The sequence below is a fragment of the Amycolatopsis sp. WAC 04197 genome, assembly GCF_003947475.1.
In the GTDB taxonomy this organism is placed as follows: Bacteria; Actinomycetota; Actinomycetes; order Mycobacteriales; family Pseudonocardiaceae; genus Amycolatopsis; species Amycolatopsis japonica.
Map to the genome: position 1 here is coordinate 151,681 of NZ_QHJK01000015.1, position 26,647 is coordinate 178,327.

The 26,647-nt window shown below is 68.8% G+C and carries 26 protein-coding genes; 13 read left to right on the forward strand and 13 right to left on the reverse strand.

Annotated features, from left to right (window positions below):
• Window positions 1-3 precede the first annotated feature (3 nt).
• Window positions 4-1,545, reverse strand: coding sequence for a phage tail sheath family protein (locus tag DMC64_RS39365; RefSeq protein WP_125737663.1), 1,542 nt, complete (start codon window positions 1,543-1,545; stop codon window positions 4-6).
• Window positions 1,546-1,734: 189 nt separating this feature from the next.
• Between DMC64_RS39365 and DMC64_RS39370 the strand changes: the two genes are divergently transcribed.
• Window positions 1,735-5,127 carry a hypothetical protein gene (locus DMC64_RS39370; protein ID WP_233629984.1) on the forward strand — a complete coding sequence of 1,131 codons (3,393 nt, stop codon included), beginning with the start codon at window positions 1,735-1,737 and terminating at the stop codon, window positions 5,125-5,127.
• 34 nt (window positions 5,128-5,161) lie between these two features.
• Here DMC64_RS39370 and DMC64_RS39375 read toward each other — a convergent pair whose 3' ends face one another.
• The 3 genes from DMC64_RS39375 to DMC64_RS39385 all read right to left on the reverse strand — a co-directional run bounded on the left by DMC64_RS39375 (window position 5,162) and on the right by DMC64_RS39385 (window position 8,656).
• The gene (locus DMC64_RS39375; protein WP_125737664.1) at window positions 5,162-5,899 is read right to left on the reverse strand and encodes a DUF4157 domain-containing protein; all 738 of its coding nucleotides are present in this window, start codon (window positions 5,897-5,899) and stop codon (window positions 5,162-5,164) included.
• 112 nt (window positions 5,900-6,011) lie between these two features.
• Window positions 6,012-8,000 carry an ATP-binding protein gene (locus DMC64_RS39380; RefSeq protein WP_125737665.1) on the reverse strand — a complete coding sequence of 663 codons (1,989 nt, stop codon included), beginning with the start codon at window positions 7,998-8,000 and terminating at the stop codon, window positions 6,012-6,014.
• Window positions 7,997-8,656 (reverse strand): DUF4255 domain-containing protein, encoded by a 660-nt coding sequence (locus tag DMC64_RS39385; RefSeq protein WP_125737666.1) that lies wholly within the window; start codon window positions 8,654-8,656, stop codon window positions 7,997-7,999. The genes DMC64_RS39380 and DMC64_RS39385 overlap by 4 nt, the downstream gene beginning before the upstream one ends.
• A 136-nt stretch (window positions 8,657-8,792) precedes the next feature.
• Between DMC64_RS39385 and DMC64_RS39390 the strand changes: the two genes are divergently transcribed.
• Window positions 8,793-9,344: a hypothetical protein gene (locus DMC64_RS39390; RefSeq protein ID WP_199755248.1), complete on the forward strand. Its 552-nt coding sequence runs from the start codon at window positions 8,793-8,795 to the stop codon at window positions 9,342-9,344.
• Between the two features lie 32 nt (window positions 9,345-9,376).
• Window positions 9,377-9,673 (forward strand): DUF1330 domain-containing protein, encoded by a 297-nt coding sequence (locus tag DMC64_RS39395; RefSeq protein WP_125737667.1) that lies wholly within the window; start codon window positions 9,377-9,379, stop codon window positions 9,671-9,673.
• 75 nt (window positions 9,674-9,748) lie between these two features.
• Here the strand turns inward: DMC64_RS39395 and DMC64_RS39400 are convergent, their stop codons facing one another.
• Window positions 9,749-11,518 carry a hypothetical protein gene (locus DMC64_RS39400; RefSeq protein WP_125737668.1) on the reverse strand — a complete coding sequence of 590 codons (1,770 nt, stop codon included), beginning with the start codon at window positions 11,516-11,518 and terminating at the stop codon, window positions 9,749-9,751.
• 241 nt (window positions 11,519-11,759) lie between these two features.
• Window positions 11,760-12,728: a GlxA family transcriptional regulator gene (locus DMC64_RS39405; protein ID WP_125737669.1), complete on the reverse strand. Its 969-nt coding sequence runs from the start codon at window positions 12,726-12,728 to the stop codon at window positions 11,760-11,762.
• A gap of 72 nt (window positions 12,729-12,800) precedes the next feature.
• Here DMC64_RS39405 and DMC64_RS39410 point away from each other — a divergent pair, with 72 nt between their 5' ends.
• Window positions 12,801-13,604, forward strand: coding sequence for a dienelactone hydrolase family protein (locus DMC64_RS39410; protein WP_125737670.1), 804 nt, complete (start codon window positions 12,801-12,803; stop codon window positions 13,602-13,604).
• Window positions 13,605-13,752: 148 nt separating this feature from the next.
• Window positions 13,753-14,130 carry an N-acetyltransferase family protein gene (locus tag DMC64_RS39415; protein ID WP_370325747.1) on the forward strand — a complete coding sequence of 126 codons (378 nt, stop codon included), beginning with the start codon at window positions 13,753-13,755 and terminating at the stop codon, window positions 14,128-14,130.
• Here the strand turns inward: DMC64_RS39415 and DMC64_RS39420 are convergent.
• The gene (locus tag DMC64_RS39420) at window positions 14,127-14,906 is read right to left on the reverse strand and encodes an endonuclease I family protein (protein ID WP_125737671.1); all 780 of its coding nucleotides are present in this window, start codon (window positions 14,904-14,906) and stop codon (window positions 14,127-14,129) included. The genes DMC64_RS39415 and DMC64_RS39420 overlap by 4 nt on opposite strands.
• Before the next feature lie 180 nt (window positions 14,907-15,086).
• Between DMC64_RS39420 and DMC64_RS39425 the strand changes: the two genes are divergently transcribed.
• From DMC64_RS39425 to DMC64_RS39450, 6 genes are all read left to right on the forward strand, one after another.
• Window positions 15,087-15,518: a PPOX class F420-dependent oxidoreductase gene (locus DMC64_RS39425; RefSeq protein ID WP_125737759.1), complete on the forward strand. Its 432-nt coding sequence runs from the start codon at window positions 15,087-15,089 to the stop codon at window positions 15,516-15,518.
• Window positions 15,519-15,780: 262 nt separating this feature from the next.
• The gene (locus tag DMC64_RS39430) at window positions 15,781-16,218 is read left to right on the forward strand and encodes a hypothetical protein (RefSeq protein ID WP_233629985.1); all 438 of its coding nucleotides are present in this window, start codon (window positions 15,781-15,783) and stop codon (window positions 16,216-16,218) included.
• Window positions 16,219-16,305: 87 nt separating this feature from the next.
• On the forward strand, window positions 16,306-16,878 hold the full coding sequence (locus DMC64_RS39435; RefSeq protein ID WP_125737672.1) for a Chromate resistance protein ChrB: 573 nt from the start codon (window positions 16,306-16,308) through the stop codon (window positions 16,876-16,878).
• Window positions 16,875-17,297 carry a YkvA family protein gene (locus DMC64_RS39440; protein ID WP_125737673.1) on the forward strand — a complete coding sequence of 141 codons (423 nt, stop codon included), beginning with the start codon at window positions 16,875-16,877 and terminating at the stop codon, window positions 17,295-17,297. Before DMC64_RS39435 ends, DMC64_RS39440 begins: the two co-directional genes overlap by 4 nt.
• Before the next feature lie 114 nt (window positions 17,298-17,411).
• The gene (locus DMC64_RS39445) at window positions 17,412-19,721 is read left to right on the forward strand and encodes a PQQ-dependent sugar dehydrogenase (RefSeq protein WP_199755249.1); all 2,310 of its coding nucleotides are present in this window, start codon (window positions 17,412-17,414) and stop codon (window positions 19,719-19,721) included.
• Between the two features lie 204 nt (window positions 19,722-19,925).
• Entirely contained in the window at window positions 19,926-20,510 is a 585-nt protein-coding gene (locus tag DMC64_RS39450) for a hypothetical protein (protein ID WP_125737674.1), read from the forward strand.
• 2 nt (window positions 20,511-20,512) lie between these two features.
• Here DMC64_RS39450 and DMC64_RS39455 read toward each other — a convergent pair whose 3' ends face one another.
• The 3 genes from DMC64_RS39455 to DMC64_RS39465 all read right to left on the reverse strand — a co-directional run bounded on the left by DMC64_RS39455 (window position 20,513) and on the right by DMC64_RS39465 (window position 22,545).
• Window positions 20,513-20,947 (reverse strand): VOC family protein, encoded by a 435-nt coding sequence (locus DMC64_RS39455; protein WP_125737675.1) that lies wholly within the window; start codon window positions 20,945-20,947, stop codon window positions 20,513-20,515.
• A complete protein-coding gene (locus DMC64_RS39460; protein WP_125737676.1) occupies window positions 20,947-21,933 on the reverse strand; it encodes an aldo/keto reductase in 987 nt (328 codons plus the stop codon). Before DMC64_RS39460 ends, DMC64_RS39455 begins: the two co-directional genes overlap by 1 nt.
• Before the next feature lie 63 nt (window positions 21,934-21,996).
• Window positions 21,997-22,545, reverse strand: a complete 549-nt coding sequence (locus tag DMC64_RS39465) for a cysteine hydrolase family protein (RefSeq protein ID WP_037344412.1) — start codon at window positions 22,543-22,545, stop codon at window positions 21,997-21,999.
• Window positions 22,546-22,621: 76 nt separating this feature from the next.
• Here DMC64_RS39465 and DMC64_RS39470 point away from each other — a divergent pair, with 76 nt between their 5' ends.
• Entirely contained in the window at window positions 22,622-24,448 is a 1,827-nt protein-coding gene (locus tag DMC64_RS39470; RefSeq protein ID WP_125737762.1) for a glycoside hydrolase family 5 protein, read from the forward strand.
• A 6-nt stretch (window positions 24,449-24,454) separates the two neighbouring features.
• On the opposite strand, the gene DMC64_RS39475 is transcribed toward DMC64_RS39470, so the two are convergent.
• Together DMC64_RS39475 and DMC64_RS39480 are read right to left on the reverse strand one after the other, a co-directional pair.
• The gene (locus DMC64_RS39475) at window positions 24,455-24,877 is read right to left on the reverse strand and encodes a VOC family protein (RefSeq protein ID WP_125737677.1); all 423 of its coding nucleotides are present in this window, start codon (window positions 24,875-24,877) and stop codon (window positions 24,455-24,457) included.
• 5 nt (window positions 24,878-24,882) lie between these two features.
• Window positions 24,883-25,431, reverse strand: a complete 549-nt coding sequence (locus DMC64_RS39480; RefSeq protein WP_125737678.1) for a PadR family transcriptional regulator — start codon at window positions 25,429-25,431, stop codon at window positions 24,883-24,885.
• 124 nt (window positions 25,432-25,555) lie between these two features.
• Between DMC64_RS39480 and DMC64_RS39485 the strand changes: the two genes are divergently transcribed.
• Window positions 25,556-25,939 carry a nuclear transport factor 2 family protein gene (locus DMC64_RS39485; RefSeq protein ID WP_125737679.1) on the forward strand — a complete coding sequence of 128 codons (384 nt, stop codon included), beginning with the start codon at window positions 25,556-25,558 and terminating at the stop codon, window positions 25,937-25,939.
• Window positions 25,940-25,958: 19 nt separating this feature from the next.
• On the opposite strand, the gene DMC64_RS39490 is transcribed toward DMC64_RS39485, so the two are convergent.
• Window positions 25,959-26,636, reverse strand: a complete 678-nt coding sequence (locus DMC64_RS39490) for a DNA alkylation repair protein (RefSeq protein WP_125737680.1) — start codon at window positions 26,634-26,636, stop codon at window positions 25,959-25,961.
• Between the last annotated feature and the right edge of the window lie 11 nt (window positions 26,637-26,647).

The window sequence follows — 26,647 nt, forward strand, 5'->3', positions numbered from 1 at the left end:
TCACTATTCGTTGACCAGGCTGGTGCCGCCGGACATCTGGGCCAGCCGGAAGATCACGAACTCCGCCGGTTTGACCGGCGCGATGCCCACTTCGCAGATCACCTGGCCGAGATCGATCCCCTCGGCCGGGTTGGTCTCCCGGTCGCATTTCACGAAGAACGCTTCGTCGGGAGTGAGGCCGAACAGCGCGCCCTTGCGCCATTCCATCACCAGGAAAGCGCTGATCGTGCGCCGGATGCGAGCCCACAGCGCGTCGTCGTTCGGCTCGAACACGACCCACTGGGTGCCGTTGAGGATCGATTCCTCGAGGTAGTTGAACAACCGCCGCACGTTGAGGTAACGCCACGCCGGATCGCTCGACAGCGTGCGCGCTCCCCAGATCCGGATCCCCTTGCCCGCGAAGGAGCGCACGCAGTTCACGCCGATCGGGTTGAGCAGTTCCTGCTCCGCCTTGGTCAGATGCGTTTCGAGCGCCAGCACGCCGCGGACGACCTCGTTCGCCGGTGCCTTGTGGACACCGCGGGTCGCGTCGGTGCGTGCCCACACGCCGGCCATGTATCCGCTCGGCGGCACGTAGGTGTTGGTCCCGCTGGCGGCGTCGAGCACCTGCACCCACGGGTAGTACAACGCCGCGTACTTCGAGTCGTACCCGGCCTGGTCCATCCGCCAGGAGCGGACCTCCTGCGGGTTGAGCCCGGGCGGCGGGTCGACGATCGCCATCCGGTCGCCCATCAGCTCGCAGTGCGCGATCATCGCCAGCTGCACGGCCTTGACGCCGTCGAGGTCGATCAGATCGCGCTGGTGGGCGGCCATCAGGTCCGGCACCGCGACCATGGTGATCTCGTCGATCGCCTCCAGGCCGCCGAAACCGGTGCGGTCGGCGACGTCGCCGACGTAGTCGTCGGCCGCGATGCGCCGCGGGACGGGCGGGGGCTGCGGCGGCTCGGTGAGCACCGCGGTGCCCCGGTCCGGCTTCGCCACCGCGCCGCCGGTCGCGAGCTCCTCGATCGTGATGAAGCTGGACTTCTCGCGCACCATCGTGACGACGTTTTCCTTGGTGCGCTTGGTGGTCACGTTGTGGGTCTCGACGACCTTGCCGTCCTTCTTGACGAGCACGGTGAACCGGTCGTCACCGGGGTTCTCTCCGGTGGGTTCGGTGACCTCGACGGTGAGCTCCCCGGTCTGTCCGCCACTCTCGAGCTCTTTCGCGACGAAACGGTAGCCGCCGAGCACGGCCTGGCGCGTCGCCGCCTTCGGTGCCGCACCGTTCTCCTGCCCTCGCGGACCGCCGATGCGGACGATGTAGCAGTTGGCACCGCCGTTGAGGAAATAGCCGTAGACCGACTGAGCCAGATAGCAGCCTTCGACGAAATCGCCGAAGGTCTGGGTGAACTGGGTCCAGTTGGACACCAGGGTGGGCGTGTTGAAGGGGCCGTCCGCCGCGAAACCGACGAAGGCGGCGACGGCGGTGCCCACACCCTCGATCGGCCGGGCGCCGGCCTCGATCTCCTCGACGTACACACCCGGCGTGAGATAGGTGGGCATGCGTGCCTCCCCTTTTCGGTGCACTCGCTGACATCGGCGATGCTCCTGGGTGGACGTTCGCGGCGGAACGACCGAGCGGATAGGTCGGCGGGAACCAATCTCTGCCCGAAAAGGCAACTGCCCGTTCGGGCAGCGGTGCCCGCCCCTCCGGCTGTTGGCAACCTGCCCGGCGAAGCCGAGAGTGGAGGCATGCCGGCGGGCCGGGACAAGGTGACACAGGCCCCGGCCACGCCACCCGCGCGGCCGGTCAAGCCCGCGCGCCGGGCCACCCCGCCCGCGCTGCTGCGGCTGCAGGCCGCCGCGGGCAACGCGGCGGTGACCCGCCTCGTCGGTTTGCAGCGCAGCAGCTGCCCCGCTCCCCCGGTCGCGCCCACCGGGGTGACGCCCGCGTCTGACCCGAAGCTCGGGTCGCTCAAGAAAGACGTCAGCGGGCAGGCGAAGGCGGCCAAAGCGCATCCGTCCGCCTCCGCGGAGGTCAAGAAGGCGCAGGATGCCGCGGTCGCACCCGCCGACGACAAGGAAGCCCAAGCCAAGGCGGCGCAGGCGGACAAGATGGCCGCCGCCAAACCGGCCGGGTTCGACAAGGCCGCCTTCGTCGCCGCGGTGAACGCCGCCGTCGCCAAGCAGGCGCCGCGAAATCTCGACGAGGCGGACAAGTTCGCCTCGTCCGGCAAGGCGGACCAGATCAAGTCCGAAGTGATGGGCAAGGTCACCAGCGGCAAGGACGCTTCCGCCAAGGACGTCACCGAGCGCACCAAAGAAGCGCCGGACACCGGCAAGGCAACGGAAAAACCGGTGAAACCGCTGCCGGAGACCCCGCCGCCGCCCGCGTTGTCCCCGCCGGACCCACGCAAGGCCACCCCGGACAAGGCCCCGCCCGCCCAAACCGACCTTCGCGCCGACCAATGCGAAACCCACGGCAAGATGGCCGAGGCCGGCGTCACCGACCAGCAGCTGGCGCAGTCCAACGAACCCGAGTTCACCGGCGCGCTCGCGGCGAAACAAGAAGGCGAACAGCACACCGCGTCGGCACCCGCGGCGGTCCGCGAGTCGGAGGCGGGCCGGTTGGCCGCCGTCACGGGCGCGGCACAGGCGTCCGGCCAGGCCGCGATGGCGGGTATGACCGGCGCGCGGTCGTCGTCCGGACAGCGCGGGCAGGCGGCGAAGTCGGCCACGAAGGCCAAGGACGAACAGGACCGGGCGCGGATCACCGCGGAGATCAAGGCGATCTTCGAGGAGACCAAGACGAAGGTCGAGGGCGTCCTCGGCGCGCTCGACGAGCAAGTGGCCAAACGGTTCGAGACCGGCGAAGCGGCGGCGAAGGCCGCGTTCACCGCCGACCACCAGGCGCGGATGAAGAAGTACAAGGACGAACGCTACGACGGCGTCGCCGGCGCGGCCCGCTGGAGCTACGACCTGTTCGCCGGCCTGCCCGCCGAGGCGAACAACCTCTTCCTCGAAGCCAAGAAGGTCTACGAGTCGAAGATGCAGGCCGTTATCGGCGAGATCGCCGATTTCGTCGGCCGGCAGCTGACCGAAGCGAAACGGCTGATCGCGGAGGGCCGCGAACGCGTGCGGCAGAAGGTCGACTCGCAGTCCCCCGCTCTGCGCAAGATCGCGGGCGAGGCGGCCAAGGAGTTCGGGAGCCAGTTCGACGAACTCGAGAACTCCGTCGACGAGAAGCAGCAGGCGCTGGTCGAGGATCTGGCACAGAAGTACAGCGAAGCCCGCAACGCCGTCGACGAGGAGATCAAGGCGCTGCAGGCGGAGAACAAAGGCCTGTGGGACAAGGCGAAGGAGGCGATCGGCGGCGCGATCGACACGATCCTCAAACTGAAGGACATGCTGCTGAGCGTGCTGGCGCGGGCGGCGAACGCGGTCGGCCTGATCATCGCCAAACCGATCGAGTTCCTCGGCAACCTGGTCAACGCGGTCAAGACCGGCGTCATGAACTTCGGCGCGAACATCGTGCAGCACCTCAAGGACGGCCTGAAGGCCTGGCTGCTCGGAAACCTGGCCAGCGCGGGCATCGAGATCCCGGAAACACTGGACGCCAAGGGCATCCTGAAGATGATCATGTCGCTGCTCGGCCTCACCTGGGCGAGTGTCCGCGCGCGAATCCTCCGCTTCATCCCGGAACCCGTGCTCGCCAAACTGGAGCAGACGTTCGAGGTGGTCAAGATCCTGATCACCGAAGGCGTGCCGGGACTCTGGCGCTGGGTGATCGAGAAACTGGGCGACCTCAAGGAGCTGGTGCTCGGCCAGATCAAGGAATTCGTGATCGAGAAGATCGTCAAGGCGGGCATCACCTGGATCATCTCGATGCTCAACCCGGCGGCCGCGTTCATCAAGGCCTGCAAGGCGATCTACGACATCGTCATGTTCTTCGTCGACAAGGCCGCCCAGATCAAGGAGTTCGTCTCGTCGGTGCTGGACTCGGTCGAGTCGATCGCGCGGGGCGGCGCGGGCGCGGTGGCCGGGCTGATCGAGCGCACGCTGGCGAAGGCGCTGCCGATGGTGCTCGGGTTCCTGGCGAGCCTGCTCGGGCTGGGCGGGATCTCGGAGAAGATCAAGTCGATCTTGGAGAAGGTCCAGGCCCCGGTCGGCAAGGTGATCGACACGGTGGTCGGGACGATCGTCAAGGCCGGGAAGAAGATCTGGTCGAAGCTGAAGGGCAAGAAGGACGGGGACAAGGACACCGCGAGCAGCCGCAAGGTCAAGGAGGACGCACGCCGTCGGTTGTTGGCCGCCGGACCCACTTTGCACAGCATCCAGGACCTGCGTCAGGCGGCGGCCAGGATACTCGGCGAGCTCCGGCCCGCCGGGCTCAAGGATCTCAGGGTGATTCCGGGCCAGACCGCGGACGAGTTCAGTGTCGAGGCCACTGCCAGCCCCGGCACTGCTGTGATCAAAGGCAAGAAGGGATCACGCGACGCCCAGGCCACGGTCACCGTCAACGCCAGTGTCACCTTCAACAAACCTCCGAAGTACAAGGAACGGTTCGGCTCCACCGCGGCCAAGGACAGCAGCGGCAACGTGCTGATGCAGGACGGGAAGCCGGTCATGGTGGAGAACACTCTGCCTGCCACCTTCGGCGAATCGCGCGGATACCGGCAGCTGGGCGGCACGGTGGGTGGGATCATCTTGCCACCGGCACCAGGATCGACCGAAGCGAAGCTGCGGACCTGGAACACCGGAAACCCGGTGAAGATGTCGAACTCGAGTCATGCGGAACGGCAACTGTCCGACTGGATCCGCAATGATGCCGACAAGTCCGCCGTGGTCACCGACGTCAACATCGTCCTCACCGGCAAATACTCGCCGTGCCCCGGCTGTGCGAGCACTCTGAAAAGTCTTCGCGCTTTGCTGCTGGACCGCCTCAGAGAGCACAACGCCAAGGCTCCGGAAGGCAGCAAGCTCACCCTCAAAGCGTCGATCGACTATTCGAATACCCGGAATCTCTACCCGGACTGGCCGGACGCCGCCGCTTGCGCAGCGGCACTGAGCGGTTGGAGTGTGAATGGCGCGCCGCCGAAGGAGGACGCGGACGGCAACTTGACCATCACGTCGGCAGGCCCTTGAGTGCTTGATCAACCGGACAGCCCCGCAGGGGAACCTAGGATTCTTCCTCGGTTTCTTCCTCGCGCTGCACGTAAGTCTGCGCCATCTTCTCCTCTTCGCCTTCCTCGGCTTCAGGAGCTTCTTCGCGCTGAACAGCGGCAGAATCCTCGGCGGAGTGCCCACCGTCCTCACAACGCTGAACGGCGGAGGTAGGCGCAGGAGCCGACATCAGCCGGTCCGCGTTCGCGACGGCCTCGCGCTCGAACCGATCCGAGGGATCCGACACCTTCACCCCGCCACCGGCGTCGGTCCCGTCCACCGGCCCGCTGCGTTGCTGGACGACATGGGTCAGTTCGTGCGCGAGCATGTGCTTGCCCGAATCCGAACCGGGGTCGTACTTGTCCCGCTGGAACACGATGTTCGAACCCACCGTGTAGGCCTGCGCGTTGACGGATTTCGCCGAATCGTGGGCGGCGCCGTCGGTGTGCACGCGGACGTCGCTGAAGTCGTGCCCGAAGCGGCCCTCCATGTCCGCACGCGTCGCGGCGTCCAAAGGCGCGCCGCCGCCTGAGCCGACGACGTCGTGCACCGGCGAACGTTCTTCTTCGACCAGGGTGCTCACGCCCGCGTTTCCCACGGCGCGCTGCAGGTCGAGCAGGCCGGCGGGGCCGAGGACATCGGTGCGCCCGGCCGCGGCGGCGCGGCCCAGCAGACCGCCTTCGTCCCGCTCTATCCGGTCGCCCTTCGGCCGCAGGCTCGGTTCAAGGTCGTTGTCGTGACTGTGCCCGCGCATGGTCCGCTCCCTCGGTCGCTACGCCGCCCGTTCAGCTTGCGCCGTCGCCGCGCCGCGCGCCAGGTTGCGGTGCGCGGCCGGAAGGGCGGCATCGGCTGCCCGAACGGGCAGGTCAGCCGTCGGTCACCATCGCCAGATACGGCCCGAACTCGCGGTCCAGGCAGAGTCTGCCCAGCTTGCGATACTCCCGCGCGACCGCGCCGACCAGATCCGTCATCGCCACCGGGCGGCCCGCTTCCGCGGCCAGATAGGCGCCGGTCACCGCGGCCGAGCGGATGTGCCCGCCCGCCAGCTCGAAGGCCTCGGCGAGGAACCCGAGGTCCAGATCGTCGGCGCGGGGCATCCGGGCGCCGAGGCAGCGGTCCCACAGCTGGCGCCGCAACTCGACGTCCGGCAACGGGAAGTCCACGATCACGTCCAGCCGCCGGGTGAACGCCTCGTCGAGGTTCGCTCGCAGGTTGGTGGCCAGTACGGCGATACCGTCGAAGGTTTCCATCCGCTGCAGCAGGTACGCGCTCTCGATGTTCGCGTACCTGTCGTGTGCGTCGCGTACCTCGGACCGTTTGCCGAAGATCGCGTCCGCCTCGTCGAACAGCAGCACTCCGTTGACTCCGGCGGCCTCGGTGAAGATCCGCTCCAGGTTCTTCTCCGTCTCGCCGACGTACTTGTCGACCACTGTCGCCAGATTCACGGTGTAGAGGTCCAGCCCCAGCGAAGCGGCGATGACCTCGGCGGACATCGTCTTGCCCGTCCCCGAATCGCCGGCGAAAAGCCCCGTCACGCCCCGGCCGCGGCCACCGCCCGGCCGCATCCGCCACTCGTCGAGCACCTGGTCCCGGTAGCGTGCCCGCGCGGCCAGTTCGTCCAAAAGGGACAGTACGCCCGCGGGCAGCACGAGGTCGCTCCAGCCGACCACGGGTTCGATCCGCCGGGCGAGCCGCTGCAGGCCGGCCGCGTTCTGGCTCCGCGCGCCCGCGCGCAGATGGGACGTCCGCACCGGCCCGCCGTCGGCCAGCGCCGTCACCGACGCCGCCTTCGCCGCACGGGCGATCTGCCCCGGCCCCAGCACGAAATGCGCGGTCGCCTCCCCCGGATCGACATCCGGAGCGAGCCCGCCGTCGAGATGGCTGCGCCAAAGATCCACCCGGCTCGCCGCGGACAACGGGAACGCGTCGAGCTGCAACGGCGGGATAGCGCTCCACCGGGGATCCCAGGCCCCGGTGCCGTGCACGACGAACGGGACCGCCGGATGAGCGAGTTTCTCCAGACGCGGCGATTCGTCGACCGGGCCCAGCACCAGCCCCGCACCGCGCAGCAACGCCTCCCGCACGAGCGACCCGGTGAGCTCGCCGTGCCGGGATTCCGCCTGCCATCGTGCCGCGTCGACCACCAGCGCGGGATGGCCTGCCCCGGTCAGCGCCGCGACACCGAGTTCTTCGGCACCGCCGCCGGGATGCTCCCTGAGATAGACCAACCCGACCTGGCCTCTGATCGCCCGGATGAGCCGATCGGCACCGGCCACGTCGGTGACCCTCGTGCCGAGATGTGCGCACCCGGCGAGTTCCGGGGCGAGCCGATCGTCGCCGAGCAGGTGGTTCACCACCCGGTCGGGCACCCGGAGCGTGCGTGACAGGAAGGGACGTTCCTCGTCTTCCATGGTGAGCAGGCCGCACGTGATCAGCGGCGCATCGGCGTCGAGCCGTGCCCGGCCGGCGGCCGACGCTTCGGGGACGCCGCACAGGCGCAAGGCCAACCCCGCCGTCGCCCGCCGTCTGGTCACGTCGTCGTTGAGGTAGCCGTAGAACTGCTCGAACCGGCTGTCGAGGTCGGGAGCGAGCGCGACGAGCAGCAGTTCGACGTCGACGCCGGTGAGTCCCGCGCGCTCCGCCAGCGGATACAGGCGGCCGCCCGGCACGGAATCCGTGAACGGCGGGAACGGCTCCCGGTGGCCCTCCAGCAGGGCGTCGATCGTCTCGTTCGACAGGTACAGCCCGCGGAAGGGGTCGTCGGGGTTCGGGTCGGCGGCCCGGCGGCTCTCGACCGCGTCGCGGATCCGCTGTTCGAGCCGCGCCAGCCGCTCGAACAGGTACTCCAGGCTCATCGGGACTTCCGGTGGGTGCGCGCCATCGCGACCCGGCGCTGCCCTTCGACCGCCCCGCTCTCCGCCACGTGGTGCCCGACCAGCTCACCGTCGTGGGCGTCGAGCTTCAGGCCTTCCTTCGGCGGCTGTTCGGCCGGGACCACCCGTCCACTGTGGACCGGCGCGGAGATGACGACGTCCAGCGACGGTTTCAGTTCGCCGCCCAAAGCGGTCCAGACGTCGGCGAACGCGCGGTCCTCGGGTGGCGGCAACGCGACCGTCATCGGCACCGGCAGGCCCAGCTCGGCCAGCGACCCGGTGAGCGCAGACTCGGGGACGGCGTCGTGGGCGAGCAGGCCGAGCAACAGGTCGGACAGCACGCGGTGCTCGTCCTCCGGCCGCTGCGTCCACGCGGTGACCAGATAGGACAGCTTGATGTGCCGGGGCGGCAGGTGCCGCGCCGAGACCTTGCCGAGCTGGTCGTACTCGTTGAGCAGGCCTCGTGAACGGCGTCGAAGGTCCTCACGTACGTCGTAGAGGTAGACGTTCACCGTCGGGGCGTTGCGCCGCGCCGCCCATTCCTTGTTGGGCGCGTCGAACGCGACCTCGATCTCGCTGCCGCGCCGGGTCTCGCCCCGTACCAGCCGCCGCAGCGCCTCGTCGACCTCATGGATCACTGCGGACCTCCTCGGACGGCGGTCTTCCCACGATGATCGCGATGGCGTCGACCGGCCAGTCTCGCGACGGCAGACCTTCGGGTACGCCGTGCTGCCCGTACGGGCAACCGAGCCACCTTCGGTTACGCTGCCGGTCGTGCCCGAACAGACATGGTCACCCACCCCGGGGACACCCGTAGTCGAGTACCGATCCAGTCGCTGGTTGTTCATCGGCGGACTGGCCATGCTGGTCTTCTTCGGTCTGGCCGCCATCTTCCCGGACGTCGGGACGCCGTCACCGAGATCGAAAATGCCCGAGGGCCCCGCGTCCTTCATCTTCGGCGCGCTCGCGCTGAGCGGCCTGATGCTGATGATCGGCTCCGTCCCCCACATGATTCGCTTCGCGGCCGATGAACGTGGTCTGTGGTGGAGAGCCGGCCGCAAATCCGACCTGATCGGATGGGACGAGGTGCGCGCGGTGCGCGGCCAGGAATCGCGCCCGCCGGTTCAGGGCGATCCGAACTCGAAGGCCGTCCTGTCCGCCTTGGTGTTCACTCCCAAGGACCGTCACTTCGAGAACCGCCACTCGAAGCTGTTCACGCGCCCGCCCACACCCGGTCCCGAAGTGGAGCTGAGACTGCCGAGCAGCGCCATCGTCCGGCAGTTGACCCAGGAGATCGCGAAGGTCCGGCCGGACCTGGTCCCCTAGCGCCACGAGTCCATCCGAACACTGGAGGTTCCATGCCCAAGGGCTACTGGGTCAGCGTCTACCCCACCATCGCGGACCCCGAGGCGCTTGACGTCTACAACAAGCTGGCCGGTCGGGCCGTCAAAGCCGCGGGCGGGCGGACGTTCGCCCGCGGCGGCAGCCGGGTCGTCGCCCACGAAGCCGGGATCGCCGAGCGCGTCGTCCTGATCGAGTTCGACACCTTCGAGCAGGCGGTCGCCGCATACGAGAGCGCGGCCTACAAGGAGGCGCTGGCCGCACTCCCCGACGGGTTCGAGCGCGACTTCCGCATCGTCGAAGGCCTCGACTGACGTTCCAGTCGGCCGCCGTCGGCGGTGCGGCGTCGAGCTGGAGGCCACGGGTGACATGCGGCGCGGGAACGCCACTCACGAGCCGGGTGTCTGCCCCGGGCGCAGAATGTCACCGCAGGACCGCAGATGCGCGACCGCGTTGACCGCGACGACCTTCTCCGTCTCGGTGGTGACGTACTTCCGCGCCTCGGCGAGCAGCGCGGGATCCCGCACGAGATCCTTGCGCACCCAGACCCCGACGTCACCGAACGCCGCCGGGCCCCGCGGGCTGCGGTAGAGCACCTCGTACTCCTGCTCGAACCGCGGATCCTGCGCGAAGCCGAGCGTGGTGTCCCAGGTGCCGATGAGCGAAATCAGCTCCGGCCGGGCCTCGTCGAAGACGTAGCGGCGCTCTCCGGCGAAATCGGCGGTGCGGAGGAAGTCGGCGATGACGCGGTCGGCGAGACCGGCGAGGTCGATCACCTGGAGCCTGCTGACCAGTGCCATCCCGCCGAGGTCGATCACACCGACCTTCGCGGAATCGGGCAGCCTCAACAGATCCGCCACCCCGTTGGTCACCCTGGCGTCGCGCTCGACGACGCTGCAGAACGGCGTTTTCGGTGTGTCACGGTAGTTCTTGCCCTGCGTGTAGAAGCCGTTGACCGACGACGCCGCCGCGATGACGAGCGTGATCGCCAGCACGACACGGCCCCGGACACGGGCTCGGCGCAGGGTTTCGACGATCACGATCGTGCCGCCGAGCGTGCCGAGCGCCCAGATCGGGGTGGCGAATCGGAGCTGCCCCATCCAGTCGGCCTGCAGGACACAGAAGGCGATCACCGACAAGGCGAACGGGACCAGCAGCGCGACCATCGCCGCGCGGAGCTTGGACGGCTTCTGCATCACCAGCGCGAGACAGACGACCGCCACCGCGACCAGCAACCAGCCCGCGTATTGGAGGACCGTTCCGGCTTTGGCGATGTCGCCGATTGCCGGGAGCGGCTGCGCCTTGGCGACCGCGGTGTTGGGCAGCAGGCGCCCGTACTCGATCCAGCGGAAGAGCAGATAGCCGCCGAAGAGAACGACGAACCCGGCCGCGGACAGCAGCACCGCGCGGAGGCCGGCGAGCACGCCGCCGCGACGGGTGAACAGCGCGACCACGATCGGGAACGCGGCCGCGTAAATGACGCCGTCCGGACGGCTCAGCCCGGCGAGGGCGGCGAGCGCTCCGGCGGGCACGGCGATCTTCGCGGTCAGGAGCGTGCCGGAATCGACGCCGCACAGGATGACCACGGCGAGCGCGGTGGCCGTGAGCGCGTAAACGGAATTCTCCAGACCGGAGAAACACCAGATGACGAAGGAGGGGTTGGCCGCGAGCGCCGCGCCGGCGATCAGCGTGACCAGGGCGGGCCGCGATGTCACCCGCTTCGCCGCGACGTACACCAGTACCAGGATGGCCGAGCAGCAGAGCAGGGCCAGCCCCTTGGGGAACAGGACGTAATCGGGGACGCCGAAGATCGTGCCGCTGTCGAACAGGCCGAGCAGTTTCCCGAGTGCCAGCAGCACCATCCAGACCGGGTTCGAGAAGCCCTCGACGGGTTCCACTCCCGGCTGCAGCACCGGTCCGAAACCGTCGGCGAGGTTCCGGGAATACGCAAAAGTGATGGCCGCGTCGTCGATCATCCAGTTTCCGTAGAAACTCGCGTGGACGGCGATCAGCACCGTACCGAGGACGACCGCGGCGCATGCTCCCGCGAACGACGGGAACCTCCGGCGTGAGGACGCCGCGCCGCCGGGTCTCGGCCTGATTCCGTCGTGGCCGGGCTCCGCCACCGTCGGCGGACCGGCCAGCTCGACACTGCTCACTCGATGAACCCCCAATTGCCCCAGTTCGAGAAAACCGGCGAACGCGCCACACGACACGGACGGCATCACGCCGATTACTCGAGAAACCCCATCGTTCTCATCAGATGATCCGGCAGGCAGAAGCCCCACCGAAGATCATCACCCCGAATGGGGACTCTACAGCACGGGAAGATGGTCTTTGTTTCCGGAAGGCGACACTCGTGAAAACATTTCCGTCGGACATCGACGGATAATGGGAAAATCACTGAATCGCGTCGCGGCGGAAGGCGGCGCGATAGTCCCGCGGCCGCCGTCCTGTGTGCTTCGCGAAAAGAGCGGCGAACGTCCCCGGGTCCCGGTAGCCGACGGCGGCACAGATCCCGGCGACCGTGCGGTCCGTGGTCTCCAGGAGGTGGCGGGCGCGCCGGACGCGTGAGGAGTGCAGGTATTCGAGCGGACTCTGCCCGGCTTCCGCCGCGAACCGCCGCAACATCGTCCGGGTGCTGACGTTGAACCGTCCGGCCAGCGCGGCGAGGTCGTAGCGCGCGGCCAGGTTCTGGTCGAGCCAGCGCATGACCGGGCGGGCGAACCCGTTGCCCGGCCGCGGAAGCAGCCGCGCGTCGACGTACGGCGTCTGCGAAGACCGCGCGTCGTCGACCAGCGCCACCCGCGCCGTCTTCCGTGCCACTTCGGCACCGTTATGTTCCCGGATCAGTCCGAGTGCGAAGTCGTACATGGCGCTGAAGGCCGCCGTCGTCGTGACTCCCCGGTCGGTGACGACGAGATGCTCTGGCTGGACCAGGGCTTCAGGACGACGTCGGGCCAGCTCGTCCGCGAAGAGCCATGAGGTGGTGACGCGGCGATGGTCGAGGAGCCCGGCCTCCGCGAGCAGGAACGCGCCGACGCAGATCGAGACGACGACGTTGCCGGCGGCCGCGTGGGAACGGATCGCCTCGACCTCTCCAGCGAGCCGCGCCAGCTTCGCGTCGATGTCCTGGCCGGGCATGTGCTCGAAGCCCGGCACGACGAGGACGTCGACCTCGCGCAGCGGAGAGACGGTCAACGTGACACCTCCCGACGCGACGACCCGGCGGCGGGGCGAGACGACGGAAACCTCGTACCCGGCGTGGTCCGGGCCGGCGACGTACGTGGCCATGGTGAGCAGATCGGGGACACCGAAGACTTCGGACGCGAAGCAGCCCGGGTATGCCAGGACACCGACTCGCAACACGTGGCGAGATTACCCCGATATCCGGCGATCCGGCCCATTCCCTTGATCGCCACCCTCGTCGAAGCTGCGGTCATGCGCGAACACTCCGATGATGCGATCGCCGACTTCTCCCACCGCCCGGTGGAGGTGGACGGCGTGACGAAGACCGTTCACGTCGCGGGTTCCGGCCCCGGCGTGGTGCTGATGCCGGAAATGCCCGGCATCAGCCCCGACGTCCTCCGGTTCGCGCGGTGGGTGCGAGACGCGGGGTTCACCGTCTACGTCCCCTCACTCTTCGGGGTCGACGGCGCCTACCCCACCGCCGAGGCAGGCGAAGAAGTGGTCCGCCGAGCCTGCGTCAGCGCCGAATTCCGGGCGTTCGCCGGAGGCGGCACCAGCCCCGTCACGCGGTGGCTGCGCGGGCTCGCGCGGATCGCCCACGCGGAATGCGGCGGTCCCGGGATCGGCGCCATCGGCCTGTGCTTCACCGGCAACTTCGCGCTCACCATGGCACTCGAACCCGCCGTGATCGCCCCCGTGGTCAACCACCCGTCGCTGCCGCTGGACGACCCGGGCGGCCTCGAACTCGGCGACGACGACGCGGCCGCGCTCCGGGACCGGATCTCGCGCGACGGCCTCAAGGTGCTCGCCTACCGCTTCGAGGGCGACCGCTGGTGCACCGGACAGCGCTTCGCCGCGTACCGGGCTCTTCTCGGTGACGCCTTCGACGGGCGCGTCCTGCCGGACACCGCCGCGAACACCGACCCGCCGCCGTTCTTCCGTGACGTGGTCGGCACCCCGCACAGCGTCGTCACCGCCCACCTCGTCGACGCCGAAGGCCACCCCACGGTGCGGGCCAGGGACGAGATCCTCGCGTTCCTCACCGAGCGCCTGTAGAAACGAACGGCCACGGCATCGAGAGGAGAACGACATGCGCCGAGCCGACGTCTCCGATCACAGCGCGATCGTCGACCGTGTCCAGCGGTGATGGGGCGACTCGCGCACCCCCGCCGAGGCCCGCGAACTCTCGCTGCTGCTGCCCAAGCTGTTCCTCCAGTTCTTCTCAAGAACGAGCCTTGTCCTGGAAGACGAAACCGGCATCAGGGCGTTTCTCGTCGGCTTTCACGCTCCCGACAACGACGTCGAGGCCTACATCCACTTCGTCGGCGTGGATCCGGAACTCCGCGGTCAGGGGACGGCGCGCCGCCTGTACACGACCTTCTTCCGGCACGCCGCCGAGGAGGGCCGCACGGAGGTCCGCGCGATCACCTCCCCGGCGAACACCGGATCCATCGCCTTCCATCGCGCCATGGGGTTCACGCTCGAAGACGGCGACCGGGTGATCGACGGTCTTCCCGTGCACGGCGACTACGACGGCCCCGGCCAGGACCGGGTGTGCTTCTACCGGAAGCTCGCCGGCTAGCCGTAGATGGAGGCCGCCCATTCCGGGTGGTCGATGAACGGGTTGCGGTTGTGCTGGAACTGGTCGTAGATGACCTGGTTCCGGCGCTGCTCGGTGGCGTCGGGCGGGTCCTGGGTGTTCCAGGTCAGCAGCACCGAAAGCCGGCCGATGTTGGGTTTGGAGCCGTTGTCGACGGCGTCATTGGGTTCGAGATCAGGGAAACCGTCGGTGCCGTCGTAGCGGACGGCCATGTACAGGATCATGCGCGCCACGTCGCCCTTGACCGCGTCCCGCGGCTCGAACGAGTCGTCGTCGGTCAGGCTGCCGGGCGCCTCCTCGACGGGAGAGCCGCCGGCGTCGAAGTCCTTGTTCCCACGGGTGCTGTTGACCGACGCGTCCTCCGCGCGCAGGTGGTGCAGGTCGGTCCCCGGCCCGACGGCCGTGCCGAAGTCGCCGTGCGACTTGGCCCAGACGTGTTCCCGGTTCCAGTCGTCGACTCCCCCGCCGTTGGCGGTCTTCGCCTGTGAGCGGCCGCTGTAGAGCAGCACGACGTTCGCCTTGTTGGCCGGATCCTCGTCGGTGGCCCTGATCCCGTCCCACACCTGGTCGTAGGTCAGTTTGGTGCCGGTACTGATGACCTTGTGCAACGCGGCCTTGAGCTCGGGGCCGGTCTTGCCCAGCGCGTCCTTGTAGTAGTCGTCACCGGACACCGGCCCCGCGAGAGACGGTGGCGCGAACGCGAGCCCCGCCACGGCGCCGAGCGCGAGAACGAAGGAGATACGGCGGGTCGGCTGCATGCACAGTTCCTCTCCCCAGAGGCGCCTGCCCGGCTCGTCGTCCGCTCGACCACGACCCAGGCAACGCACTAGTCAGCTAGTTGGAAAAATACTGTCATGTCTGTCAATAGCCGACGGGTGACATCCGCGGCCGGTCACGCGACAATCGTCGTCCTGATCGACGACTCACTGGAGGGCCTCGTGGCCGAGTTGAACGAGCAGATCCGCGACTGGGTCGTGGCACCGAACTTCTGGCATCTGGCCACGGTGAACCTGGACGGTTCGCCTCAGGTCTCCCCGATGTGGGTCGACATCGAAGGCGACTTCATCGTGTTCAACACCGCCATCGGCCGGGTGAAGGAGGAGAACCTGCGCCGCGATCCTCGCGTGTCGTTGTCGTGCCTGGACATGGCCGATCCCTACGACCGGGTGGTGATCCACGGCCGGGCCGTCGAGTTCGTCGAAGGCGACGAGGCGGATCGCTGTATGGACCGGCTGGCGAAGAAATACGTCGGCACCGACCGGTTCGAATGGCGGATTCCCGGAGAACGGCGGGTGAAGGTTCTCGTCGAGCCGACGCGTGTCCGCCATGTCGTCGGGGTCGAGCCTTTCCGGCGAGGACGTCTCGGCTGATTCAGTCCTTTGTGGACGCTTACGGTGGGGCACGTTGTGAAAGCCACTTTCGCAACGTTGAAGGTTGCGAAAGTGGCTTTCACAACGCCAGCGCGAGCGGTCGGCCCAGGCGTCCGGGCGCGTGTCGCGAAAGCCACTTTCGCGACGTTGGATGTCCCGAAAGTGGCTTTCGCGACACGCCTCACCGAGGCTTACGCGGCGGGATGCCGGTTCGAGACCAAGTCGACGCAACCGAATGACCCACCCATTACGTCCTCGGCCCATGAGATGGATCGCACTGTGCCTCCTCCTGGTCCTGGCGGGATGCGGCGCCGGCGCCGGCGCGAGTCAGGCGAAGCTGGAGTCCTTCGTGGGCCTCGGCTCGGCCCCTCGGCCGGCGGGGTTGAAGCCCGCGGAACTGGGGACGGCCGAGGGGCAGGAGTTCCAGCGCATCCTGGAACGCGCCAAGCTCGCGAAACCGGACGAGGTCCGTGCCGCCTTGTCGTTCGCACCGCCGGCCGATCGGCGCGCTTTCGCCTTCGTCGTGCCCGGTTGCGCCGAGGACGGCGCCGAACTGACCATCGAGCGCGACACGCTGACCGCGAAGCTCACCGGCGGGGAGAACGTCAATTGCGCTACGGCGAACTACTTCCTCACCGTCTTTTCCGTGGACCGTGACTCGATCCCGGCGGCACCCACGTTGCTGACGATGCCGCGCTAGGCCGCGACGTGGATCAGAAAGTCGCGCCGACCCGCTGACCAGGGTTACGGCTGAGCCATACCGATGTTACGGGCGTAACATGGCACCGTGACTGACGAACCCGACGGCCGGAACTGGCTGGTGATCAGCGTGTCCACCGCCGGCGGACCGGACTCGCTGCGGGTTCAGGTCTGGCGCAAACTCCGTTCCCTGGGCGCGCTCTACCTGCAGCAATCGGTATGCCTGCTGCCCGCGCGGGCGGAGGTGGTGCGAGAGATCCGCCGTCTGCTCGACCGGGTCCGCCATCAGGGCGGGACGGCCCGTGCGCTGCCGATGGCGTTCACCGACCCGGCCGAAGAGTGTGCGGTGATCGCCGAACTGAACGAGGCCCGCGACGCCGAGTACGCCGAGGTCCTCGAGCGGCTGCCCGAGTTTCACCGGGAACTGGCGGACGAGCAGGCCCGCGGCAACGCCACCTACGCGGAAGTCGAGGAATCCGAAGCCGATTTGCACCGGTTCCGCAGCTGGCTCGCCAAGATCGCCGCCCGCGACTACTTCGGCGCCTCACGCGGCCAGGAAGCCCGCGACGCCGTCGAGTTGGCCGCGGCCGAACTCGCCGCCTTCGAGGAAGCCGCCTTGCGCGCCGAAGCGCCCGAGATCCGGGCGGGGACGAAGCGATGACCGGCTCGTTCTGGTGGGATCTGCTGCTCGGCGTCGCCGGTGCGCTGCTCCTGGCCTGGCTCGCGCTCGTCGTGGCACTCGTGCTCGCCCGACCCCGGGGCGGACTGCTCCGGGAAGCGCTGCGGCTGCTGCCCGACGTCCTGCGGCTCATCCGCCGTCTGGCCGCGGACAAGACGCTGTCCCGCGGCGTCCGGATCAGGCTCGCGCTGCTGCTGGTCTACCTCGCCCTGCCGATCGACCTCGTCCCCGATTTCATCCCCGTTCTGGGTTATGCCGACGACGCCATCATCGTCACCCTCGTCCTGCGCGGCGTCGTCCGCCGCGCCGGGCTCGACGCCGTCCGCGCGCACTGGCCCGGTACCGAAGACGGTTTCGACGCACTCGCCCGCCTGACCGGATTTCCTGCCGCCACCCCCTGATCCGTTTAGCGAGTTGTGCGCATTTCCTGTCAGAGGCGTAACAACTTTCGGCCTTCCTGCGGCATACCGGAGAGCTGTCTTGTTCCGTCCGGTCCCCGCCGCAGGAGGATTCGCGTGTTGAATTCCCGTCGTTTCCTGTTCCCCCGAAGATCGCGACGCGCGCTGGCGGTGGGTGTCATCGGCCCGCTGGTCGGCGCGCTCGCGGTCGGGCTCGTCGCCGCGGCACCGGCCGAAGCCGCCGTGCCCACCGGTTTCACCGACACGGTGGCGATCGGCGGGCTCAGCTCGCCGACCGCCACCGCGTTCGCGCCGGACGGCCGGGTGTTCGTCGCCGAGAAGAGCGGCCTGGTCAAGGTCTTCGACTCGCTCGCCGACCCGACGGCGACGGTGTTCGCCGACCTCCGCACGCAGACGCAGGACTTCTGGGACCGCGGCCTGCTCGGGCTCGCCGTCGACCCCGCCTTCCCCGCCAGGCCGTACGTCTACGTCTCGTACACCCTCGACGCGGAGCCCGGCGGCACCGCGCCGCGCTGGGGTGACGCCTGCCCGACCCCGCCGGGCGCGACCGACAAGGGTTGCGTCGTGACCGGCCGTGTCTCCCAGCTGACGATGGGCTCGGCCGGCACGGCCGTGAGCGAGAAACCGCTGGTCACAGGCTGGTGCCAGCAGTTCCCCAGCCACTCGGTCGGCGCACTCGCCTTCGGCCCGGACGGCGCCCTGTACGCGGGTGGTGGCGACGGCGCCAGCTTCTCGTTCGCCGACTACGGCCAGGTGGGGAACCCCTGTGCCGATCCGCCCTCACCCGCCGGGACGAACCTCACGCCGCCCGCGGCCGAAGGCGGCGCGCTGCGTTCGCAGTCGCCGCGACGCGCCGCCGGCCAACCGGTCCTGCTCAACGGCACGCTGCTGCGCATCGACCCGGACACCGGTGAAGGCGTCCCCGGCAACCCCTTCGCGAACAGCTCCGACGCCAACGCGCGGCGCGTGATCGCCTATGGCGCGCGGAACCAGTTCCGCTTCGGCTTCCGGCCGGGCACCAGCGAACTCTGGGCGGGCGACGTCGGCTGGGACACCTGGGAAGAGATCAACCGCGTCGCCGACGTCGGCGACAGCGTGGCGGAGAACTTCGGCTGGCCCTGTTTCGAAGGGAACGCCAGGCAGGCCGGTTACGACGGCGCGAACCTCGACCGGTGCGAATCCCTCTACTCCTCCGGCGGGCACTCCGCCCCGTACTACGCCTACAACCACCGCTCCAAGGTGGTCGCGAGCGACCCGTGCCCCACGGGCGGCTCTTCGATCAGCGGCATCGCGTTCGAATCCGGCAGCAACTACCCGGCCGAGTATTCCGGCGCGCTGTTCTTCGCCGACTCCTCCCGTGGCTGCATCTGGGCCATGCAGACCGTCGACGGCCAGCCGAACGCGAGCCGTCTCGTGCCCTTCGTGACCGGAGTCAACGTCCCGGTGCAGGTGCTGACCGGCCCCGGCGGCGACCTGTTCTACGTCGCGCTCGGCAGCGGCGAACTCCGTCGCGTCAGCCATCCCGGGGGCACCAACCGGCCGCCCACCGCGGTGGCCACGGCGACCCCGTCGAGCGGACCGGCGCCACTGACGGTGCGCTTCGACGGCACCGCGTCCACCGACCCGGACGCCGGGGACACCCTGTCCTACGCCTGGGACCTCGACGCCGACGGCGCGTACGACGACTCGTCGGCCGCCGACCCCACCTGGACCTACACCGCGGCAGCCGCCGTCGACGCCGGGCTCCGGGTGACGGACTCCCACGGCGCGAGCGCGACCACGACGGTGCGGGTGACCGTCGGGAACCCGGAAGGCCTCGACCCGGTGCCGGTCATCGACAGCCCGGCGGGGACGCTGACCTGGTCGGTCGGCCAGACCGTGTCCTTCTCGGGCCGCGCGGTCGACGCCCAGGACGGGCAGCTCCCGGCATCGGCGCTGTCGTGGCGGCTCGCGATCCGGCACTGCGCGACCAACGGCACCTGCCATACGCACAACGTCCAGGACTTCCCCGGCGTCGCGTCCGGGTCGTTCGTCGCGCCGGACCACGACTACCCGTCGTACCTGCAACTGACCCTCACCGCGACCGACTCGACCGGCCGGACCGGCAGCAAGACCGTCGACCTCCAGCCGAAGACGGTGTCGCTGAACTTCACCTCCAGTCCCAGCCAGGCGACGCTCACCGTCGGCGGCACGCAGCAACGCACGCCGTTCTCCCGGACGGTGATCGCGGGATCCACCAACTCGATCAGCGCGGACAGCCCGCAGAAACTGCCCCCGCTGAACCTGAAGTACGCCTTCACCGGCTGGGCGCACGGCGGCGCGCGGGCGCAGAACATCATCGCGCCCGGTACGTCGACGACCTACCAGGCGAACTATCGGCTCTGCTGGCTGTTGAACCCCTGCTGACCGTCGCTACAGCGGGTCGTGAGTGGCGTTTCGGGTTCTAACCCGAAACGCCACTCACGACCACCGTGAGGCACCGAAACCGTCCATAATGGAGTACTCCAGCACGCCTTTCGCGAAGCCGTAAGAACCCCGAAAGGATCGGAACCCCCACCGGAGAGACCCCGTCGGATCGCCCGTCCAGATCCCGCACGGAAGGTTCCTCCGATGACCTACCCAGGCCTGCCCGACCAGCAGAACAACCGCCCCGCGACCGTCAAGCCCGGCGTGGCCGTCGGGATCCTCGTCGCGGTGATCGCACTGGTCGCCTTCTGCATCACCGGCTTCGCCGCCCCCGGTTTCCTGCTCCGCAAGGGTCCCGGGCTCTCGTTGCCCACCCCCACCTCCAGCCCGGCGACGACGACCTCCTCGCCAACGAGCACCACGGAAAGCCCGACCAGCACCAGGGTCAGCCGTCCGAGGATCACCCCCACCAGGAGCCCGGCCACGCCGCCGGCGCAGGGCGTTCAGGTGATCGTGGACTTCCTCACCAAGATCGCCGGAAGCGACAAGCCAGGGGCGATCGCGTTGGCCTGCGAGGCGCAGAAGAGGTTCATGGACGACAAGATCGATTCCCTGATCCCGCTGGGGTCACGTGTTCAGGTGACCTCTGTCAACGGGTCGTCCCGGTTCGTCCTCGCCGACGTCGCCGGAGTCGCCAAAGGACGGTCGGCGAAGGGCATCGTGATCTCGGATCTCAAGGCGGACGGCGGTTTCTGCGTCACGACGTTCAGCATCCGCACCACCGGCTGAGGTCAGTCCAGGCAGAACTCGTTGCCCTCGATGTCCTGCATCACGATGCACGACTCGTTCTCCTCGTCGGCGAGCAGGACACGCTGCTGCACCGCCCCGAGCGCCGTCAGGCGGTCGGATTCGGCCTGGAGCGCGGCGAGGCGCTCCTCCCCCACCAGGCCGGTGCCCGCCCGCACGCAGAGATGCACCCGGTTCTTGACGACCTTGCCTTCGGGGACACGCTGGAAGTACAGCCGCGGGCCCACGCCAGTGGGGTCACTGCAGACGAAGCCCGCGTCCTGTTTCTCGGGCGGCAACGTGCGGTTGTAGTCGTCCCAGGTGTCGAATCCCTCCGGCGGCGACGGCACGACGTAGCCCAGGATCTCGCACCAGAACCGGGCGAGGCGCTCGGGTTTCGCGCAATCGAACGTGACCTGTACCTGTTTGACCGACACCATCAGTCCACCCTAATCGCTGTCGAACGGATCAAGCCCGCGGCCCGCAGATCGGCCCAGACCTGTGCGGGGACCTTCACTTCGAAGGATTCCAAGTTGCTTCGCGCTTCTTCGGCGGACCGCATCCCGACCGCGATACCGGCGACGGCCGGATGTTGCAGCGGGAAGGCCATCGCCGCTTGGGGAAGCGTCACGCCGTGCGCCTCGCACACGTCGGCGATCCGGTTCGCCCGCTCCACGACCTCCGGCGTGGCGGCGTTGTAGTCGAAGTACGCGCCCTCGGCCGGCCGCGGCACGGCGAGCAGCCCGGAGTTGAAGATCGACGCCGCGATCACCGAGACACCGCGTTCCTCGCACGCCGGAAGGAAGGTGTCGAGCGCGCTGTGGTCGAGCAGCGTGTGGCGCCCGGACTGCATGACCACGTCGACATCGGTCTCCCTGACCAGAGTGGTCAGCATGGCCGTGTCGTACATACCGGCGCCGATCGCGCCGACGATCCCTTCCGACCGCAGCTCCGAGAGGGCCGGATAGCCTTCGCGCAGCGCGTCGGCGAAGTACTCCTCGGCGTCGTGCAGGTACAGCACGTCGATCCGGTCCAGGCCCATCCGCTCCAGCGAATCCTCGACACTGCGCCGGATCCCGTCACGGGTGAAGTCGCGGACCCGGCGGTGCGCCGCGGGGACGTGGAAGCCCGCCGGATCCAGCTTCCCGTCCGCCTCCTGGGGGATCAGCAGGCGGCCGACCTTCGTCGACAGGACGTAGGAATCGCGCGGCCGCGAGCGCAGGAACTCGCCGACGCGGCGCTCGGAATGCCCGATCCCGTAGTGCGGAGACGTGTCGTAGTACCGGATCCCGCCGTCCCAGGCCGCGGCCAGCGCCCCCGCCGCGGTGTCGTCGTCCAGTGGCGCGAACAAGCCCCCGAGCGGTCCACCGCCGAAGCCCAGCCTCGTCACCTCGACGTCGGTGCGCCCGAGTCGCTTCGTCTCCATCCACGGCCCCCTCGATCAGCTCGCCGATCACCGTGCCACATCCGGGCGCTTCGCTCGCGCGATTTATTCGCCGGGCCAGTCCGCGCACGTCACGACCCCGAACCCCCGGCTCGGGAAGACGGTGTCCACGAAGAAGTCGTGCATCGCCTGATCCCCGTCGGCGCAACCGTCGCGCAGCACGGTCACGTGATAGCCACGATCCGCCGCGTCGTAGGCCGTCGCGGCCACCATCGCGCTGGTCGCGACCCCCGCGATCGCGACGGTGTCGACGCCCCGGGCCCGGAGCACCAGATCGAGATCGGTGCCGGCGAACGCGCTGGCCCGGCGTTTCAGCACGACCACGTCCTCGTCGGCGACCGGCAGGTCGATCTCGGTCCCGGCCGAGCCCTCGTGGAAGGTGTCCCCCGCTTCGTGGAACGACTTGAACAAGGCGTTCCCGGCCGGCAGGTCGGTCCCGTTGCCGCGGAGTGCGAAGTGGACGAACACGACGAGCGCCCCGGCCGCCCGCGCCCGCGGCAGCAGACTCTTGATCGGCGGCAGGACTGTTCCGGTGAACGGGTAATTGCCCGTGATACCCCGTTGGAGGTCACCGATGATCAACGCGGTGGTCATGCGGGCAAGCTACCCGATCGTCCGTATACAACCGGCCGCGCGAGTGGCTAGCCTCCGGCTGGTGAGGATCAAGAGTGTGCTGCTCGCCGTCCTGGTGACCGCCGGAATCGTGATTCCCCCGCCCGCAGTCGCCGCGGCGGATCCGTCGGGCTGGGTGGCGCCGCTCAGCACGCGTGGCCGCTACATCGTCGACGCGGCGGGCGACCGGTTCAAGCTGAAGGCCGCCAACTGGCACGGCGCGAGCGGGACCTGGACCGGTTCGGGTGACGTGAACGATCCGGCCGCGCACCACGCCGGCGAGATCGCCTACCAGACCCCGCTCGGGCTGGACCGCGCGTCGATCGACACCGTCATCGACGGGCTCGCCGAACTGGGCCTGAACAGTGTCCGGCTGCCCTTCTCCAACGCGATGATCCACGACACCAAGCCCGTCCCCGATCTCCCGGCGAACCCGGGACTGCGCGGCCTGACTCCGCTGCAGGTCTACGATCGCGTCGTCGCGCGGCTGACCGCGCGCGGGTTCGCGGTGATCCTCAACAACCACACCACGACCTCGCGCTGGTGTTGCGGTCTCGACGGCAACGAACGCTGGAACACCGCGCAAACCGAGCAGAGCTGGCAGGACGACTGGCTGTTCATGGCCCGCCGCTACGCCGCGAACAAGCGGGTCGTCGGCGCCGATCTGTACAACGAGGTCCGGCGGAACGTCTTCGACGATCCCAACTGGGGCTGGGGAAACGGCACGGACTGGCAACGCGCGAGCCAGCGGGTGGCCGACCGCATCCAGACCGAGGCCAATCCCGATCTGCTGCTCATCGTCGAGGGCATCAACTGGACCGGCCTGCCCGTCGACGGCCTTCCCCACGGAAGGCCGACACTGGAGCCGGCTCGCACGCTCTCGCATACGCTCGTGGACTCCGGAAAACTGGTCTACGCCGCGCATTTCTACGGCTACACCGGTCCGAACCACTCCGGGGCGACCGGCACCGGCGAGACCCATGACCCGCGCTACCGTGACCTGTCACCTCAGGAACTTCGCGATGTCCTTCACCGGCAAGCGTTCTTCGTCTCGGCGGAGACCGGGAAGCATTACACCGCACCGCTCTGGATCAGCGAGTTCGGCGAAGGCCGTCACACGACCGACGCGGCGAGCCGTGCCTGGTTCGAGAACTTCGTCGGCTACCTCGCCGAGACCGACACGGACTTCGCCTACTGGCCGGCGGTCGGTTTCCACGAAGGCGGAACGGGCAACGGCTGGTCGCTGCTCTCCTGGGACACCGGCGGCAGGCGCGTCGACGTGCTCGACGGTGCGGACTGGCGTGGCCCGGCTTGGCGACGGCTGGTGGACGCGCCGTCCCGCTCCGGCCGGATTCCCGACGCCGAGCGCTGGTCGATGCTGAACCTCGACTACGCCGATTTCCAGGCCTCGCGCAAGGTTCGCGCCATGGCAGACTGGAATCCGGGCGCTCGCAAGGGCGCCTGCCCCGACGGCCAGCGGCTCAGCGGCCTTGCCCATACCGGCAACCGGGGCCTGTGCACCGGCACGCTCGCCGCGCCGACAGGATACACAGTGGTCCGCGATGAGTCCTATGTGGACACAGACTGGGCGTCCGGCTACACCAAGGTGCAATGCCCGCCAGGGCACGCCGCCGTCGGCTACAGCGTCACCGGCGCGGCGTTCTCCGCGCTCCTCTGCGGCCGGTCCGCCACCCCGCTGGGCAGCACCGGCCGGACGGTCTGGTTCGACCGCGGCGACAACCGGCCGTCCGGGAATCCCGGCGGCGACTTCGCCTCGGGCCACTACAAAGGGCAATGCGCTCCGGGCGAATACGTCGCCGGTGTGGCGTACACCGGCCGTGTCGGCTCGAATCGCACTCCGGACGCGGTGCTCTGCCGTGCCTGAGCGCGCTCAGGCGACGAAAACGCAGAACGGATGCCCCGCCGGATCGGCGTAGACGCGCAGCGGTTCCTCGGGGTCGTCGCTGCGGTCGTACCGGAGCCGCCCGCCGAGTTCGAGGACGCGGGCGTGCTGCTCGTCGAGTTCCTCGACCGAGTCAACGGTCAGGTCCAGGTGCAGTTGCTGAGGCACGGGTTCGGGATCCGGCCAGCTCGCCTCTTCCAGCCGATCGACCTGCTGGAAGGCGAGTTGCGCCCCGCCGTCCGGGTTCCGCAGCACCAGCCAGTCCTTGTCCTCGGCGCCGGGCGGGGGCGTTTCGTCGCCAGGGCGGTAGTCCCAGACCAGCAGACGCCGGTAGAACTCCGCCAGCACGCGGACGTCGGTGCCGTCCAGCACCACCTGACGGAACTTCGGCCCCTTTTTCCGCTCAACCAAGCCGTTCACCTCTGTTCGAGCACCGCGAGAACCCGCGCGCACCAGCGAATGTTCTCCTGTTCGAACATGATCCCACGGGCCAGGGTCAGATACGGCCCGACGCGGGGCGCGGTGGCGAGGAACTCCTCCTCGGCGGAGTCGCCGAGCAACCGCTCCCGAAGGCGCTCGAACCGTTTGAGCTTCGTTTCGGCGACGGCCATCCGGTCCGCGACGGCGCGCCGGATCGCCTCGTCGTCGCCCGCCTCGGCCGCCTGGACCTGCACCAGCAGTTCGTCGCGGATCGCGGTCGGCTTCGGCGCCCGCGTGGTGAAGCCGGCGAGCTCGGCCGCGCCGGCGTCGGTCAAGGAGAAGAGGCGCTTGTTGGGACGTCGTTCCTGTTCGACCACCCGGGCCGCCACGAGGCCCTGCGATTCCATCTTGTCCAGCTCGCGGTAGAGCTGCTGCGGTGTCGCGGTCCAGAAGTTGGCGACCGACGCGTTGAAGCTCTTCGCCAGGTCGTAGCCCGAGGACTCGCCGTCCAGGAGCGTCGCGAGGATCGCGTTCCGCAGCGCCATGGCGCGATGATAAGCACCGCGGCGATTAGTCGCAAAGTTGACTGGACACTTTGTTGGACAGCGGAGCGGTGATCACCTACGCTCGGCGGCATCTACTCAACAAGTTGACTATGAGGAGATCGCCATGCCTACGTTCCGTGAAGCAGTCGAAGCGAAGGACGCCGCCGCGATCGAGGCGTTGCTCGCCGACGACGTGGTCTTCACCAGCCCGGTGGCGTTCAAGCCCTACCACGGGAAGGCGATCACGGCGGCGATCCTGCGCGGGGTCCTGCGGGTGTTCGAGGATTTCCGGTATGTCCGCGAGATCCAGGACGGCGCGCACCACGTGTACGAGTTCGAAGCGACCGTCGACGGGCTTCAGATCAACGGCTGCGACCTGCTGACCTTCGACGCCGAGGGCAAGATCGTCGACTTCAAGGTGATGGTCCGGCCGTTGCGGGCGGCCGAGGCGCTCGCGGGGCGCATGGGTGCCCAGTTCGAGGCCATCAAGGCGGACGCGCTCGGCTGAGCGACGCTTCAAACCCGGGTCACGAACGCGCGGGGTCCTGCCGCCGCACCATCTCCGCGATCCAGACGGGCGCGAACGGCGACGTGCAGTTCGGCGGGGTCGGATAGTCCTTGAGCACTTCCAGCCGCTCCCCGATGCCGATCGCCCTCGCGCGGTGCTCGGCGTGCTCGATCCCGATCTGCGCCAGGCAGTGGTTCATCGCCCATTGCAGGCGATCCGGCGCGATCTTCATCTGCGCCTCGATGACGTCGAGCAGCCCGGCGAGATCGAGGCCTTCGGGCTTCTTCGCCACCCGTTCGGTGGTCAGGGCCCAGCCGGCGCTCGCGACCACGGGGTCCGGATCGGCGGACCACGCCACGCGCAGCTCTTCGGCGTGCGGATTCTTCTTGACCACGTAATTCACGAGCCAGTCGTGCACCTTCGGGGTGCGGGCCTCGCGCACCATGCGGTCCAGCTCGTCGCGTCCGAACGCCTTCGGGCGGCAGATGAGGAGCGCGAGCAGTTTCGCGGCGGTGTCGTCCGTCGCCCAGAGCTCCAGCGCGAGTTCCTGCTGGGTCTTCAGCCGCTTCGCGAGCGCGCGCAGCTTGCCGAGGTTCACCCCGTGGTCGTCGCCGTGCTTCTCGTTCACCTGGCGTGCGCGCGGATCCTCGAGCTCGGCCAGTTCGGCCAGCACCTCGGCCGTCGTCGTCCCGGTCACCTGCCCAGCCT